The organism is Bradyrhizobium sp. F1.13.3 (genome assembly GCF_040548265.1).
GTDB lineage: Bacteria > Pseudomonadota > Alphaproteobacteria > Rhizobiales > Xanthobacteraceae > Bradyrhizobium.
The window spans coordinates 75,932-91,993 of record NZ_JBEPRI010000008.1 but is presented as its reverse complement, the minus strand read 5'-3'; the positions used below and the strand labels follow the sequence as shown (position 1 = coordinate 91,993).

General features: G+C 59.1%; 14 protein-coding genes. 13 read left to right on the top strand and 1 reads right to left on the bottom strand.

Annotation, left to right across the window (positions count from 1 at the left end; translation table 11 throughout):
• The 4 genes from ABIB66_RS22235 to ABIB66_RS22220 all read left to right on the top strand — a co-directional run bounded on the left by ABIB66_RS22235 (position 1) and on the right by ABIB66_RS22220 (position 5,135).
• On the top strand, positions 1–324 hold the full coding sequence (locus tag ABIB66_RS22235) for a hypothetical protein (RefSeq protein ID WP_275173788.1): 324 nt from the start codon (positions 1–3) through the stop codon (positions 322–324).
• The gene (locus ABIB66_RS22230; protein ID WP_502918333.1) at positions 302–2,515 is read left to right on the top strand and encodes a peptidase domain-containing ABC transporter; all 2,214 of its coding nucleotides are present in this window, start codon (positions 302–304) and stop codon (positions 2,513–2,515) included. Before ABIB66_RS22235 ends, ABIB66_RS22230 begins: the two co-directional genes overlap by 23 nt.
• 107 nt (positions 2,516–2,622) lie before the next feature.
• Positions 2,623–3,939, top strand: a complete 1,317-nt coding sequence (locus tag ABIB66_RS22225; RefSeq protein ID WP_275173790.1) for an HlyD family type I secretion periplasmic adaptor subunit — start codon at positions 2,623–2,625, stop codon at positions 3,937–3,939.
• 17 nt (positions 3,940–3,956) lie between these two features.
• Positions 3,957–5,135, top strand: a complete 1,179-nt coding sequence (locus tag ABIB66_RS22220; protein ID WP_275173791.1) for a hypothetical protein — start codon at positions 3,957–3,959, stop codon at positions 5,133–5,135.
• A gap of 16 nt (positions 5,136–5,151) precedes the next feature.
• Here ABIB66_RS22220 and ABIB66_RS22215 read toward each other — a convergent pair whose 3' ends face one another.
• Positions 5,152–6,039 carry a glycosyltransferase family 2 protein gene (locus ABIB66_RS22215; protein ID WP_275173792.1) on the bottom strand — a complete coding sequence of 296 codons (888 nt, stop codon included), beginning with the start codon at positions 6,037–6,039 and terminating at the stop codon, positions 5,152–5,154.
• A 192-nt stretch (positions 6,040–6,231) separates the two neighbouring features.
• Between ABIB66_RS22215 and ABIB66_RS22210 the strand changes: the two genes are divergently transcribed.
• The 9 genes from ABIB66_RS22210 (at position 6,232) to ABIB66_RS22170 (ending at position 16,004) form a co-directional block, all read left to right on the top strand.
• Positions 6,232–7,026: a WecB/TagA/CpsF family glycosyltransferase gene (locus tag ABIB66_RS22210; protein ID WP_354255634.1), complete on the top strand. Its 795-nt coding sequence runs from the start codon at positions 6,232–6,234 to the stop codon at positions 7,024–7,026.
• A 3-nt stretch (positions 7,027–7,029) separates the two neighbouring features.
• Complete coding sequence (gene wecB, locus ABIB66_RS22205) at positions 7,030–8,154, top strand: non-hydrolyzing UDP-N-acetylglucosamine 2-epimerase (RefSeq protein ID WP_275173794.1); 1,125 nt, start codon at positions 7,030–7,032, stop codon at positions 8,152–8,154.
• Positions 8,147–9,409 carry a UDP-N-acetyl-D-mannosamine dehydrogenase gene (gene wecC / locus ABIB66_RS22200; RefSeq protein ID WP_275173795.1) on the top strand — a complete coding sequence of 421 codons (1,263 nt, stop codon included), beginning with the start codon at positions 8,147–8,149 and terminating at the stop codon, positions 9,407–9,409. Before wecB ends, wecC begins: the two co-directional genes overlap by 8 nt.
• 39 nt (positions 9,410–9,448) lie before the next feature.
• The gene (locus ABIB66_RS22195) at positions 9,449–10,513 is read left to right on the top strand and encodes a Gfo/Idh/MocA family protein (protein ID WP_275173796.1); all 1,065 of its coding nucleotides are present in this window, start codon (positions 9,449–9,451) and stop codon (positions 10,511–10,513) included.
• A gap of 51 nt (positions 10,514–10,564) precedes the next feature.
• Entirely contained in the window at positions 10,565–12,040 is a 1,476-nt protein-coding gene (locus tag ABIB66_RS22190) for an oligosaccharide flippase family protein (RefSeq protein WP_354255629.1), read from the top strand.
• A 34-nt stretch (positions 12,041–12,074) separates the two neighbouring features.
• A complete protein-coding gene (locus tag ABIB66_RS22185; protein WP_275173798.1) occupies positions 12,075–12,593 on the top strand; it encodes an acyltransferase in 519 nt (172 codons plus the stop codon).
• A gap of 98 nt (positions 12,594–12,691) precedes the next feature.
• Positions 12,692–13,870 (top strand): DegT/DnrJ/EryC1/StrS family aminotransferase, encoded by a 1,179-nt coding sequence (locus ABIB66_RS22180; RefSeq protein ID WP_354255625.1) that lies wholly within the window; start codon positions 12,692–12,694, stop codon positions 13,868–13,870.
• Positions 13,867–14,868, top strand: a complete 1,002-nt coding sequence (locus ABIB66_RS22175; protein ID WP_354255622.1) for an NAD-dependent epimerase/dehydratase family protein — start codon at positions 13,867–13,869, stop codon at positions 14,866–14,868. The genes ABIB66_RS22180 and ABIB66_RS22175 overlap by 4 nt, the downstream gene beginning before the upstream one ends.
• Complete coding sequence (locus tag ABIB66_RS22170; RefSeq protein WP_275173801.1) at positions 14,808–16,004, top strand: DegT/DnrJ/EryC1/StrS family aminotransferase; 1,197 nt, start codon at positions 14,808–14,810, stop codon at positions 16,002–16,004. The genes ABIB66_RS22175 and ABIB66_RS22170 overlap by 61 nt, the downstream gene beginning before the upstream one ends.
• Positions 16,005–16,062 lie beyond the last annotated feature (58 nt).

Sequence of the window (16,062 nt, the reverse complement as noted above, 5' to 3'; positions counted from 1 at the left end):
ATGCACGCCGAACTATATACAGACGGAATCGAAGAAATTACCGTCAGCGGAACTATCGTCCGCATCGATCTGGTCAGTCTTTCACCGACGGAGCGTGACGCCAACAATGTCCCGAAACGCGTGTTTTCTCAGCGGCTGATCTTTTCGGTCGAATCCTTCGCCAATTCGGTCGATGTGATGCAGAAGGCGCTTCAGGGGTTGGTCGACGCGGGCGTAGTCCGGCGAGGTCAGCCAGCTGAGTCGCACAACGGTGCGTCGGTCGTACGCGATGCGCTCGCGCCCAGCACGCCACGGTCCCATAATGTCTCTTCGAACTTCCGGTGAAATCGACGCCGCTGGTGGCGCGAAAGGCCTGGTTGTGGACCCGCCTGGATTGGCGACGCAGACGGCATTGGAGTGCCTGTCCAAGATTGCCGGTCATCACGGCGTCGACCTGGCGGTCGAGCGTCTAAAGCACGCCTATGCCGTAGCCGCTCCGCTCTCGTTGAACCTTCTGTTGCGCATGGCCAAGGATGCAGGTCTGCGCGCGAGAAGCACGAAAATGGAGTGGGGTGCGCTGATCCGTCTCGGAGAAGCCTATCCGGCGCTGACGCGGCTCGCCAATGGCAACTGGATCGTTGTCCTGGGTGCAGGATTGGGAGCTGAGGGCACTGAGGTCGTCAGCGTCTTCGACCCGCTCGCCGACCGCAAGGACGAGGTCTTGGTTGTTGACCGAGACCGATTCTGTGCCCAATGGGCCGGGGACATCATCCTGATCAAGCGCGAGCAGTTGACACGGGAGGCTCCCAGGACTTTCGGCCTCCGGTGGTTCGTGCCGGAATTGCTTCTTCAATGGCGACTGTTCAGGGACGTCGCGATTGCGGCCATCCTGCTCTATGCGCTGGGACTCGTCATCCCGATCTTTTTCCAGCTCGTCATCGACAAAGTTCTGGTTCACGAGAGCTTCACCACGCTCTACGTACTCGCGGCAGGGGCGGCCGCAGCACTCGTCTTTGACACGATATTCGGCTTTCTGCGGCGCTACTTGCTGCTTTATGCGACTAATAAGGTCGACATTCGAGTTGCTACAAAGACGTTCGGTCATCTCCTCGGGCTGCCGGTCACCTTCTTCGAGCACATGGCAGCGGGGGTCTTGGTCAAGCACATGCAGCAGGCGGCGCGAATCCGTGAGTTTCTGACCGGTCGACTATTCTTAACCACCCTGGACGCGCTTTCGCTATTCGTCTTCCTGCCGGTACTTGCGCTCTACAGCGTGAAGTTGACGCTCATGGTTCTGGCCTTCACTGCCGCGAGCGGCGCTGTTGTCGGCCTGCTCATGGGTCCTTTCAGGCGACGTCTCTACGATCTTTACCAGGCGGAAGGTGCGCGGCAGGCTCTCCTCGTCGAAACAGTTCACGGTATGCGCACGGTGAAGTCGCTGGGGATGGAGCCCGTGCAGGGCAGGATCTGGGATAGCCGCTGTGCACAGTCGATTACCATGCGATTCGGTGTCGAGAAGATTTCCGCCGGTGCCCAAGCGCTCACCGGATTTCTCGAGAAGATCATGACGATTGGGATCATCGCTGTCGGAGCCCTCGATGTCTTCGCTGGAGAAATGACAATCGGCGCGCTGGTCGCCTTTAACATGTTGGCCGGCAGGGTCTCCGGACCACTGGTCCAACTCGTGACCATGGTGCACGAATACCAGGAAGTTGCTCTTGCCGTGAAAATGCTCGGCGAGGTGATGAATCAGAAGCCTGAGCGTGACGGCAAGAAAGATGGGCTGCGCCCCGATATCGCCGGCAAAATCGAGTTCGAGAATGTTTCCTTTCGCTACGGAGCTGAGGGAGAGCCGGCGCTCGATGATGTCTCCTTCACCGTCGAGCCAGGTTCGATCTTCGGGATCGTGGGCCGAAGCGGCTCCGGCAAGACGACGCTCACAAGGCTGATTTCGGGCATGTATCCGGTGCAGCAGGGGCTGCTCCGTATCGACGGTTACGATTCGAGGGAGCTCGACCTGGCACACCTGCGCCGAAACCTCGGAATCGTCTTGCAGGATAATTTCCTGTTTCGAGGGACGGTTCGCGACAATATCGCCTGCGTGAAACGGGACGCGACATTTGCCGAAGTCGTCGCTGCGGCGCAGCTCGCAGGCGCCGATGAGTTCATCGAGCGGTTGCCCCGTGGCTTCGATACCATGCTTGAGGAAGATGCCTCGAACCTGTCCGGCGGGCAGAAGCAGCGGCTCTCGATTGCGAGGGCTCTGATCGTCAATCCACGGATCATGATTTTCGATGAAGCGACGAGTGCCCTCGATTCCGAAAGCGAAATGATCATCAAGCGCAATCTCCGCCGTTTGGCGGCGGGACGTACCGTCATCATTGTCTCGCATCGGCTGTCCATGCTGACTGAAGCAAGCCAGATCCTGGTGATGGACCGCGGCCGAATCGTTGACGTGGATCGCCACGACCACCTCCTGTCGAAATGCACCATCTACAGGCATTTGTGGAACCAGCAGATGAAACAGATTGCATGATGGAGCCAAGGCAAACACGGACGGACGCGAACAGGAACGATCTGGTCCCGGCCAGGACGGTCGAGCGACGGCGGAAGCTATTCAGGCCAGTGCCAAGACAGGCGCCTGTGATCGCCGAGTTCCAGTCCGATGCAACCGAAGTCGAGCACCAAGCGCCGCCGCGGCTCGCGCGCCTTACCCTCTACGGCGTGCTTGGGCTAATTGCCTTCGCGGTCACCTGGGCATCCGTTTCGCAAGTGGAGACGATCGTCACGGCGCAGGGGAAATTGACCACGACACGTCCAAACCTGGTCGTACAGCCGTTGGAAACGTCGGTCATACGCGAGATCCACGTCAAGGCCGGTGATCGCGTCAACCGCGGCGACGTTCTGGCTACGCTCGATCCGACCTTCTCGCAGGCTGATTTCGATCAATTGCGCGGGAAGGTGGCTGGTTTCGATGCGTCGATCGATCGCCTTGGCGCCGAATTGAATGGAACGGAGTATGCCGCCAAGGAGCTCACAAATGCGGACCAAATCCTGCAGGGCAAGTTGTTCTTGCAGAGGAGAGCCGCCTATGAGGCGCAGATCCAGAACTACGACGCACAGATCGCTTCCGCTCGAGCCAATCTGAAGACAGCGCAGGACGAAGAGGCGGTTCTCCTTCAGCGACTCGATACGATGCGTTCTATTGAAGCCATGCGCACCACGCTGATGGACAAAGAGGTCGGTTCGAGGCTGAATTTTCTACTGTCTCGCGATGCACGGCTCGAAGTTGAGAGCAATCTGGCGCGCGTTCGTGGCAGTATCGCCGATACGACCCATCGGCTGGACAAGGCCCGCGCTGACCAGAAGGTCTTCGTCGAGGAGTTTCGTCGCGCCACTTATCAGGAAGTGGCGGAGACGCTACCGAAGCGCAATGGTGCAGCAGAGGAATTGAAGAAAGCCGAGCTTCGTCGACAGTTGGTCGTCCTGCAGGCGCCGGCAGATGCCGTGGTGCTGGATATCGCAAACCGGACAGTCGGCTCGGTGGTTCGCGAAGCGGAAACGCTGTTTGTCCTGGTTCCGCGTGACGTGCCTCTTCAGGCGGAGGTCAACGTCGAGGGTCGGGATATCGGTCAGGTGGCGCTTGGACAAGCGGTCCGGATCAAGTTCGAAGCGTTTCCTTTCCAGAAATATGGAACTGCAACAGGGGAAGTCCGCATCATCAGTCAGGACACGTTCTCGCCGGACCCGAAGGCCGAAGGTGCGCGCCGCGCGTCAGCTCCCTATTACCGCGTACTGGTCGATTTGTCGGACACGCACCTTCGGCTGCCGGCTGAGCGCATTCAACTGATTCCAGGTATGGCGGTGACGGCCGAACTGAAAGCTGGCAAGCGCACCGTGATCTCCTATTTCCTCTATCCATTGCTGCGCGGATTGGATGAAAGCATTCGTGAATACTAACCCAGCTTGGAATGGCGATGACCATGATCATTAGTCCGAATTTTGGGGCGAAGCTCCTAGTGCCCACAGCGGCGGGCAAGCTCTCGCAAAATTCACCGCTCGTGAACTATGCGCTCAACGGGCTGGAACGTTGTTGGCTACCTGAACATCGTCGGTGGTCCCACATTTACCATCTTGATGGACGTTCTTCGCCCAATGAGTCGGTACCCAACAGCGACGTATTCTATACTCTCAACGTTTTACTCGGGATGTCGCGCGTCGCTGGAATTCCAAGTGGTATTGATCTGCCGGAAATATTCCATCGCAATGTTCTGTTACTCACGAGGCTCCCGGTGCGCAAGTACGCCTTCGGTATGGCGCTATGGAGCGCCGCCGAGCTCGGCGTCGAAATACCGGAGCCGGTCAAACACCAGCTAAGAGCCATTCTTGCCGATGAGTCCCGGTGGAGGGCTTTCCGTGCGCAGGATCTTGGCATGCTGCTCACGGGGATCGTGGCTCAGGCGAGGGCGGGCGAGAACGAATGGTGGCGCTACGCCATGCCGCTATATCGGTTTTTGAAGGAACGCTTGCACAGCGAATCGGGATTGTTTTTCGATGCACCGTTCGGCTTTCGGCGCCGTTTCTCGTCATTTGCAACGCAGACCTATCTCTCGATCGCCTGTTATCAATATGGTGAATTCGCTGGCGATGCTTCCGCGCTTGTCATGGCCGATACTTGTGTGCGCAATCTGATAGCGCTTCAAGGTCCACAGGGCGAATGGCCTTGGTTTTTCGACGCGCTGAACGGTCGCGTCCTTGATTTTTACGAAGTCTATTCTGTCCATCAGTATGGAATGGCTCCGGCACTGCTGGAATGGGCAGAGAGCTTTGGCCTGAGGGGATCGCGGGACGCCCTGGTCAAGGGATTCAACTGGGTACTCGGCCAGAACCAACTGGGCCGAGCCATGCTCGTGCCTGAACTCAACCTGACCCTCCGCTCGCAGGTTCGCAAAGGTGAATTGACAACGAGGGCGCCCCGGGTATTGCGCGCGCTCAAGAACGCCTGGCTCGGAAAAGGGCCGCGGCTGATCGAAGACACTAACGTGGAAGTTCGGCTTGAGTGCCGCAGTTACGAGCTGGGTTGGATCCTGTGGTCATTCGGCCGGCGTACCGACCTGCAGGAGCTGACCCACAATTGTGCCTTTGGCGGCGCCTGACAGAATTGGCGTTTCGCTAACGGTTCCAGGCGACTGCTCGGCGCCCTCGTAGGTGCGAGAGCATCGTCATGGCGCGGTGCGCTCGGACAGCACACAATACGGCAATAGCTTTGAGGCGGACGCCGCTACCGTGTAGGCGGTCGCTGGTGAGCACAGTCACGGCGTTTGGCGCGAGTGACGCGAGGACGAGCAAAGCTTGCGCGATCCAGCGCAATTGCCAAATGGGTTTACCTTCCGCCATGTTGCGATAGTGCGCGATGTGTCGGTCCCATTTGGCGTAGAGCTCCTGGAGAGAGCCCCGGGCCGGATGGAAGACGATCATCTCAGGGGTGTATCGAAATCGAAGTCCGGCCCGCAGCGCACGCTCCCCCCACTCCATATCTTCGGCGACTTCAATGCCAGCGAAAGGGCCGACGCGATCGAAGTCGCGGCGAAACACCGCCATATTGCCAGTGCCGGAATAACCGTGGCGCTCGATATAGAGCTTGAAACGATAAGCGAAGACGCTTTCGTAAGCCGCAATGGCGTCAAGCTTCGCATTTTCCGGCCGCCAAATGCGAACGTCGCCCCCGAGAACGGTGCCAGCCGGTGACAAGCGAGACCATTTCACCACGCTGCTCAGCCAATCCTGATGGGCCCTACAATCGGCGTCGATGAAGGCAAGGATCTCGCCGTTGGCAGCAGCGACGCCTGCATTTCGCGCCGGGCCAGGTCCTGGATGCGGTTCGTGCTGCAGCCGCACACCAGGATGAGCCGCAACGACGTCCATTGGGGGCGTTGCCGAGCCGTTGTCCACCACGATGATCTCAAATGCGTCACGCGTCAGGGTCTGTGCGTCCAGGCTGTGCAAACAGGCTTCCAGAGCACCAGGCTGGTTGAGGTGGGGAATAATGACCGAAATCATCAGTTAATTCCTCTATTTAATTCATGTTAGATTTTCTGCCCGCCAGTTTGCGCGGCGGCCTCGTATTTTGCGAGGGTGCGGCGAGGTCCGCTCGATTTAAACCTTGCAATTAAATGTTGCTTGCGTATTATCTCAATAATAATCTTAAATGCAAACTTAAACCGGGTGGAATTTTCTAGGAGATAGGTTCCAATGCGCGCCTCATTTCTGGGATGCCCCATCGACCTGTTGACAATGGCGGAAACCGTCGATCTGGCGCGCGGGGCCATGCACAGCCGGCGACGGCTGCAACATGTGGCGCTGAACGTCGCCAAATTCGTCAATATGCGATCCGATCCCGTGCTCGCGGCCGATGTGGCCAACAGCGATGTTGTCGGCATCGACGGCATGGGGATTGTTTGGGGCGCTCGAGCACTGGGGCTTCCGGCGACGTCGCGGGTCGCGGGTGTGGATCTCCTCGCCGAGTTGCTCGCGGTATGTGCGCATGAAGGCTTCAAGCCCTATTTCCTGGGAGCCACTCCCGCCGTACTGCAGCAGGCGATGCAAGGCGCGCGCGAGAGGCATCCTTCACTTGTCTTTGCGGGCTGGCACGACGGCTACTTCAAACGCGAGCAGGAGAGTGATGTCGTCCGGGACATCCAATCCAGCGGGGCCGATTGTCTCTTCATCGGCATGCCGACCCCCCGGAAAGAGCGCTTTCTCGCCGCTCACCGCGATGATCTCGGCGCACCTTTTATCATGGGCGTCGGTGGTGCATTCGATATTCTAGCAGGCACCGTTCGGCGCGCGCCGGTCCAGATACAGAGGCTCGGCCTCGAATGGCTGTACCGCATCTATCAGGAGCCTGGGCGGATGTGGTGGCGATACGCCACGACGAACACGCTGTTTGCGGGCGTCCTGGCGCAAGCCCTCATCAGGCAGGCATTTCGGCACCCGCTTGGTGCGCCCGGCGCCGCTCCGCCTGGTCCGAGCCGGATCGGAGGGTGAGGCGTGCGCAAGCATTTTTTCATTCTTCTCGGAACCCGGCCGGAAGCAATCAAGCTCTTTCCGGTCATCAACCGGCTCAAGGCCGAGAAGCGCAAGGACATCTCCGTAACGATCTGTGCGACTGCACAGCATCGGCACTTGCTTGATCAAGTCCTCAAGTTGGCCAAAGTGGTCCCGGATTTTGATCTGAACGTCATGACGACCAATCAGACTCTCGATCATCTGACCGCTCGGCTGCTCGGACAAATCGGCGAACTCCTCGAAAAGTTGAAGCCCACCAGGGTTATTGTCCAAGGCGACACGGCGACTGCCATGACGGGTGCACTGGCATCTTATTATCACCGTATACCGGTCTCGCACATCGAGGCCGGGCTGCGCAGCGGTGACATCTTCGCGCCGTGGCCCGAGGAGGTGAACCGCAAGATCGTCGGCTCGATCGCCGATCAACATTTTGCCCCGACAGAGCGCGCGGCGCGCGCGTTACGCGCTGAAAATGTCCCGGATGACCGCATTCACGTTACCGGAAACACGGTGGTGGACGCTCTCATCCTCGCGAAAGCTATGGTCGAATCCGATCCAGGGCTCTCGTGCCGATGGGACGGCATCAAGAAGCGTCACGGCAATCGGCGCATCATCCTGGTGACCTGCCATCGCAGGGAGAATTTCGGCGGCGGCGTCGTTAATATCGCGAACGCGTTGGAGACCATCCTGCGCAGGGAGGACGTCGCCGTGGTGCTCCCCGTGCATCCGAATCCGAATGTCCGCGACATGTTTGCGTCTCGGTTCTCGGACCATCCGCGGGTCGTCCTTATTTCCCCTCAGGAATATACGGATTTTGTGAGCCTGCTCTCGATGTCTTATTTGGTCCTGACAGATTCAGGCGGCGTACAGGAAGAGGCACCCACTTTCGGTAAACCGGTCCTGGTGATGCGCGAGACAACCGAGCGTCCCGAGGGAGTAGAAGCGGGAACGGCGCGCCTGGTCGGTGCGAACTACGACAGGATCGTGGCCGAGACATTCCGCCTCCTCGACGACGACGAGACTTATGCTGCCATGGCGCGTTCGCACAATCCGTTCGGTGACGGGCACGCGAGCGAGCGGATCGTGAAAGTGCTTCTCGATGCCTGAATTCCAAAAGATCAATGTGGTTGGACTTGGTTATATCGGTCTGCCGACCGCGGCGCTGATTGCGAGCCGAGGGCTGCAGGTGGTCGGTATCGATACCAATGAACGCATCGTCGACACCGTTGCATCCGGCAGAATTCACATCGCCGAGCCCGATCTGGATGGCCTTGTTTCCAAGGTCGTGTCGAGTGGTGCGCTCACGACCGCCAGAAAGCCGCAGCCGGCGGACGTGTTCATCATCGCAGTACCGACGCCAATCGATCACGAGAACCGTCCAGACTTGTCAATGGTGAATGCCGCAGTCGACTCGATCGTAGATCTTCTCGCGCCGAGCAATCTTGTCATTCTGGAATCGACATCGCCGATTGGGACAACAGAAGCCATCGCAAAGCGGATCGTCGAACGCAGGCCAGAGTTGCACATAGGCGTCAACGGCAAGGAAGAGGGAGCGATTTACGTCGCATACTGTCCCGAACGCGTGCTTCCGGGACGGATCTTGACCGAGCTTATCAACAATGACAGGTGCATCGGCGGGATTACGCCAACCTGCACGCGGCGGGCTCAGCGCTTCTACAAAATGTTCGTTCGCGGCGCTTGCGTCGGTACTACGGCGCGCGCGGCAGAGCTGGTCAAGCTGACCGAAAACGCCTTCCGCGACACCAACATTGCATTTGCCAACGAACTCTCGCTGATTTGCGACAGGTTCGACATCAACGTCTGGGAGGTGATCGATATCGCCAACCGCCACCCTCGCGTAAACGTATTGCGACCGGGACCTGGAGTGGGCGGGCACTGTATTGCGGTCGACCCCTGGTTCATCATCGACTCAGCGCCAGACCTCGCGCGTGTGATGCGAACAAGCCGAGAAGTGAACAACGCCAAAACGCAGAAGATCATCGAGCGCACAGAGGCACTGATCGACGATCATCCCTATGCGAACGTGGCTTGTTGTGGACTGACCTTCAAGGCCAATGTCGACGACGTGCGTGAAAGCCCGGCCATGGAGATAGCCACGCATCTCGCGGCAAAATACGGTGAACGGATCAAGGTTGTTGAGCCGAATCTGCGCCGTCTGCCTCCTCAGTTGGCCGATCATCGTGTCGCATTCGTGAATATTGAGGAAGCCCTGCGCAGTTGCGAGATCGCGATTCTTCTCGTCGACCATGACGAATTCAAAATGGTGCCGTTAGCAGAGCGCCGGCACCTCGACGTGATCGACACGCGAGGCATCTGGCAGGATATGCCGGCGCGGACATAACGTATTGCGGCGTAATCCCCCGAATGGATCGAGGTCAGTATGCGAGATAGCCAGGTGGGAATCGGGGTCGTGGGATACGGCTATTGGGGCCCTAATCTCGTTCGCAACTTCTCGATCAATCCGGACGCCCGCGTCGTCAGCGTCAGCGACCTTGATCCAGGCAGGCTCGGCGCCATAAGGCAGGTTTACCCGGGGGTATCAACCACACCTCGATATGACGATCTGCTGAAGGACACCTCGATTGATGCGATCGCTATCGCTACGCCGGTGCACACACATTACGAGCTGGCAATTGCGGCCTTGAGGGCTGGCAAGCACGTGTTGGTCGAGAAGCCCCTGGCGCCAAGCACGGACCTCGTGTCCCGCTTGATCGACGAAGCGGACCGGCGCGGATTGACGCTGATGGTCGATCACACCTTTCTCTACACGCCAGCGGTTCAGAAGATCCGCGAGCTCTTGGTGAAGGGAGAGCTCGGAGACATCTACTATTACGATAGCATACGCTCGAGCCTCGGGCTGTTTCAAAAAGACGTAAATGTGATCTGGGATTTGGCGGTGCACGACATCTCGATCATCAACCATATCCTCGATGAGGAGCCGGTCGCGGTCTCGGCAACGGGCTCGTGCCATGTTGCCGGTTCGCCGGAAAACATGGCCCACATCACATTGTTCTTTCCCAACGCATGCGTGGCCCACGTCAGCGTCAACTGGCTCTCGCCTGTCAAGGTACGCCAGACGTTCATTGGTGGCAGCAAGAAGATGATCGTCTACGACGATCTCGAGCCGACCGAAAAGGTGAAGGTCTATGACAAGGGAATTACCCTTGATAGGCCTCCCGAGAGTGCACATCAATTTCGGATCGGATATCGCGCCGGCGATATGTGGGCTCCGCACATCTCGCCTAAAGAGGCGCTGCAAACGGAGGTCGAGCACTTTATCGACTGCGTGCGCACCGGCGGACAGCCGATTTCCAGCGGCATGTCTGGGCTGCGAGTGATCGAGGTGCTTGAGGCGGCGTCGCGATCGATTGCCGAACAGGGCAAGCCGGTCGCGATCAGGCAGTTGCCGGGCAGGCGACCGGAGCGGGCTCGGGCCACGGCTTAATTGGCGGTTTGGTGAGGGCTGTTCGCGCGCGAGCCCCGCGACGGAGTCGCAATGAATTCAGTGCAACGTTCAGTCTTGTTTTCTGCGGTCGATCGCTATGCGGGTCTCGTGCTGTTCCTCGTCTCGACCGCGGTGCTTTCGCGTCTACTGACGCCGAGCGAGTTCGGGGTCTTCGCGGTTGTCAATGCGCTTACGGCCGTGATCACAGCCGCTTTTCAGGAATTTGGGGGGGCGAATTACCTGATTCAAAAACGTGAGCTATCGCGCGGGACGATTCGCACAGCGTTCACTATCACCTTAGGCATCTCACTGGCGATTGCGCTGATCCTATTTGCCACGGCCGACGTTGTATCGCGACTCGTTGCGCAGGACAGTGTAAGGCGAGGTATCGAGGTTTCTGCGTTGAATCTTCTCGTTCTACCGGTCTCCGGAACGTTGATCGCCTTGTTTCGTCGTGACATGCAGTTCGGGACGCTCGCGGTCTGCAATCTTGCAAGCAATATGGCGGTGGCGCTGGTTTCGATCGGACTGGCAGTACTGAAATTCAGCTACATGGCTCCGATCTGGGGTGGTGTGGCGGGGAGCATGGTTCTCACGGCCATGCTGCTGAGCTCGTATCGGGATTTCAGTGTGTTACGTCCTTCGCTGTCCGAATACCGAGACGTCCTCGAATTCGGTCTCTATTCCAGCGGCGTCAGCGTCATCAATGTCTTTTACAACCTGGCGCCCCAGCTCTTTCTTGCGAAGGTTCTCGATTTTACCGCTGTAGGTCTCTACAGCCGGGCGATCAACCTGACCCAGGTGTTCGACAGGCTTGTCACGCAGGTGCTGAACCCGACCATCATGCCCGCGATTGTGACGAGGCGTGCAGCCGGGGCAGATCTAAAAGGCGTGTATCTAGATGCGGTCCAACTGCTTTCCGCCGTGCAGTGGCCGTTCCTCACGTTCGTGGCCATTATGGCAAGGCCGATCGTTTTGATCTGGCTGGGTGAAGCCTGGCTGGACGTAGTGCCGTTAGTGCGCATTCTTTGCCTGGCAAATCTGGCGGTGTTCGCCGCGTGTCTGACGTATCCTGTTTTCCTGGCAGTCGGACGCGTGCGCGACGCGCTTGTTTCGTCCTGCATCTCGATACCACCTTCACTCCTTGCCCTTCTTGGTGCGTCCTTTTTTGGCGTGGAGGCAGTCGCAGCGTGCGCCTTGCTGACGTTGCCATTCCAAGCAGCAGTGGCGATATACTATCTCAGTTCGCATCTGGCGCTGCGGCCGGGCGAATTTGGCCGTGCCCTGCTGAAGAGCGGTGTCGTCACGATGGCGACTGTAGCGGGCGCGGCCACCTGTGCGGCGTTGATCGGGACGGGAACTCTTAATCTCATTGTAGGGCTTATATCAGCGTTGGTGGTCGCCGCCTTCTGCTGGTTGTGGGGACTGATCGTGACAAGGCATCCTCTGCTGCAGCACCTTCGTCAAGCGGCAGCAGGTCTTGCCGAGATGGCGCCCAGGCGGCTCCCGTCACGCCCTGTACTGTAAAGGCTTGATTGACTGTAGTGACAGGAAAACTGACATGGCAATAAAGGACACCCAGCTTGGCCGCGATGTCCGCATTCTGCATCCGGACCTGGTCAACCTGTATGGTTGCGCCGTTGGCGACGAGAGCAGGATCGGAACCTTTGTCGAGATCCAGGCCGGGGCAAAGATAGGTGCGCGCTGCAAGATATCGTCGCACAGCTTCATCTGCGAGGGTGTCACGATCGAGGACGAAGTGTTCGTCGGGCATGGCGTGATGTTCACGAACGACAAATTTCCGAAGGCAACAACCGCGGATGGTCGTCCTCAGCAAGCGTCGGACTGGACACTGCAGCGCACTCACGTCGGCAGGGGAGCTTCAATCGGCTCGAACGCCACCATTCTGTGCGGTGTGACGATCGGCGCGGGTGCTTCCGTGGGCGCAGGGGCAGTGGTGACGAAGGACGTTCCGCCCGGCGTCATCGTCGCCGGAGTGCCCGCTCGGGTTCTGTCCGGAGATGAAAGCACCGTTCTGGGCAATCGAGATTCGTCAGTCGCGCATCATAAACCATTTTAAATCGAAAGATATATCCCGTCGAATTTAATGCTTGATTAAATACGATAATGCGAGTTAATTTGTTTGTATAATTTTGCTCCAATCCAAGGTCTTGAATCTTGATCCCCTTCCTGGATTTGAAAGCCCAATATAGCCAGATCAAGCCGGAAATCGACGCCGCGGTAGCGAGGGTCGTCAGCAGCGGGCACTTTGTGCTCGGGCCGGAGGTGACGGCCTTCGAGTGGCGCTTTGCGGATTATTGCGGGACCGCCCATTGCCGCGCGGTGAACACCGGCACTTCGGCGCTTCACCTTGCCTTGCTTGCAGCAGGCGTCGGCCCCGGTGATGAAGTCATTACAGTATCCATGACGTTCGTCGCGACAACCGCGGCCATTCTCTACAGCGGCGCCAAGCCGGTGTTTGTCGACGTCGACCCGGTAACGTGGACGATGGATCCCGGCTTGATCGAGGCTGCGATAACGCCGCGGACCAAAGCGATCCTGCCGGTTCACCTCCACGGGCTGATGGCCGACATGGATCCGATAATGGCGATCGCCCGCCGTCACGGTCTGGTCGTCATTGAGGACGCCGCGCAGGCGCACGGCGCGGAATACCGGGGACGCCGCGCAGGCTCGATTGGCGATCTGGGATGCTTCAGCTTTTATCCCGGCAAGAATCTTGGAGCGTTTGGCGAGGGTGGGGCGGTCGTAACCGATCGGCCTGACTTCGCGCGACACGTGTCACTGCTGCGGGACTGGGGGCAGGAGGCGAAATACGACCACGTCATCCCCGGATACAACTATCGCATGGACGAAATTCAGAGTGCGATACTGAAGGTCAAGATGGACTACATCGAACGCTGGACGGAAGCGCGTCGGTCGCTCGCTGAGCGATACCATGCACTGCTATCCGATCTCCCATTCGCGCGTCCCCAGCCGCCCCGCCACGCCCGTCACGTGTATCACGTCTATGCGGTCAGACTGCAGCGGCGCGACGACGCGCTGACGCTATTGCGTGATGCCGGCATTGGTGCCGGGATCCACTATCCCGTTCCGGTGCATCTGCAAAGAGCCTATGCCGAACTCGGTTATCGTGCCGGTGATCTCCCCGTCACTGAGATGCTTGCGAACGAGTTCCTCTCTCTTCCCATTTATCCGGAGATGCTGCCGGAACAGGCGATCGAAGTTGTCGCTACATTGAGGAACGGGGCGGTCCTGTGGCCCAGCGAAGCCGTCAGCGACCGGGCGGAGCATCCACAAAGCGTCATGACATGGTCCCACAACAGGAGAGCGTCTTGATTGATCTCAAGGGAAAGCGCGTTCTGGTCACCGGCGGGGCGGGATTCATCGGCTCCCACCTCGTTGATCAGCTCTGCGACGAGGGCTGTATCGAGATTGTTGCCATAGACAACATGATCCGAGGCCGGCCGGAAAATCTCCGGCGCGCGCTCGGGCGCGGGCCGGTGAGATTGGTTCACGGCGACATACGCGATCGCAAGCTGATGGAAGCGCTAGTCAAGGCGGCCGATATCGTCTTTCACCAGGCCGCACTCCGCATCACTCATTGTGCAGCCGAACCACGCCTGGCCAAGGAAGTCATGGTGGATGCCACCTATGACCTGCTGGAGCTGTGCATCAAGCACGATATCGAGAAGATCATCGCAGCGTCTTCGGCATCTGTATACGGCATGGCCGAGGAGTTTCCGACGACCGAGCGGCAGAATTCGTACAACAACCGAACGCTCTATGGGGCCGCCAAGGCGTTTAACGAAGGGCTCCTGCGGGCCTTCAACGATGTAAGCGGCCTCGACTATGTGGCATTCCGATATTTCAACGTTTACGGCAGCCGGATGGATATCCACGGACGGTACACCGAGGTCTTGATCCGCTGGATGGAGCGCCTGGAAGCCGGATTACCTCCCATTATCTTTGGTGACGGCCGTCAGACCATGGATTTCGTCCACGTCCGCGACATCGCGCGTGCCAACATCCTTGGAGCCAGGGCAAAGGTTACTGATGAGGTCTTCAACGTCGGGAGCGGCACTGAAACCAGCCTGACCGAGCTGGCGACGGTGCTTGCGTCCGTGATGGGACACCGCGGCTTGACACCCGAATTCGCGCCGGAGCGCTCGGTCAATCCGGTGCCGCGACGGCTGGCATCGACGGGCAAGGCAGAGCGTTTGCTGGGTTTCCGCACCACGGTCTCGCTTGAGCAGGGGCTCGCCGATCTCGTGAAATGGTGGCGATCCGAACGCGATCTCGCTTCGGACCGCCAGCGACAAGCGGCGGCATCGTGATTCCGATCGCGCTGCCGCTGCTTGCGGACGAAGAAGCTGACGCTGCGCGCGCGGTCGTGCTGTCGGGCTGGGTATCGCAAGGTCCGCAGGTGGCGGCGTTCGAGCGCGAGTTCGCTGCACTTGTTGGCGCACCGCACGCTTGTGCCGTCTCCAATTGTACGACCGCCCTGCAGCTCGCCTTGGCAGCGTTGGATGTCGGCGCCGGGGACGAGGTGATCACGGTCAGCCACTCCTTCATTGCGACCGCGAACGTCATCCGACACCAGGGCGCCACTCCGGTTTTTGTCGATATCGATCCCGAGACATACAATTTGGATTGCGCTCGGCTGGCCGAGGCGATCACCGAGCGCACGCGCGCGATCATCGCGGTCCATCAGATGGGCATGCCTTGCGATATGGCAGCGCTCATGGCTATAGCGCGCCGCCACGGGATCGCCGTGATCGAGGACGCGGCCTGTGCCGCCGGATCGCAGATCCGGATAGACGGGGAATGGGAGCCGATCGGCAAGCCGCGTGGAGACATTGCGTGCTTTTCCTTTCATCCGCGAAAGGTGATCACGACGGGTGAGGGGGGAATGCTCACCACCGCGAATGCCGAGCTTGATCGCAAATTCAAGCTCCTGCGCCAGCACGGCATGAGCGTTCCCGACACGGTGCGGCACAATTCGTCGTCCGTGATCTTCGAGGAATACGTCGTTGTGGGCTACAACTACCGAATGACGGACATGCAGGCCGCGATTGGGCGCAAACAGCTCGAGCGGCTCCCGGAACTGATTGCACGCCGGCGAGCCGTCGCCGCCAATTATGCCGAACAGCTCGGCAATCTGGAAGAGTTGCGGTTACCGACTGAACCGGCGTGGGCCAGATGCAACTGGCAGAGCTATTGCGTACGTCTTCCAGACCGCCTCGACCAGCGCATCGTCATGCAAAACCTCCTCGACAAGGGAATCGCGAGCCGCCGCGGGATAGTGTGCTCGCACCGTGAGCAGCCTTACGCCGAGTCGAGGCAACGGCACGACCTTCGTCAATCTGAACTTGCGCAGGACAGGTCGATCCTGCTGCCCCTCTACGCGCAGATGACGGATGCGGACCTGCTGAGCGTTGTCGCGGCGCTGAAAGCCGAGATAGCCAAATGATGAGTGCGGCACGTCTATGAGAATCTTGGTCGCAATCGCCAGCTACGGCCATGCAAAT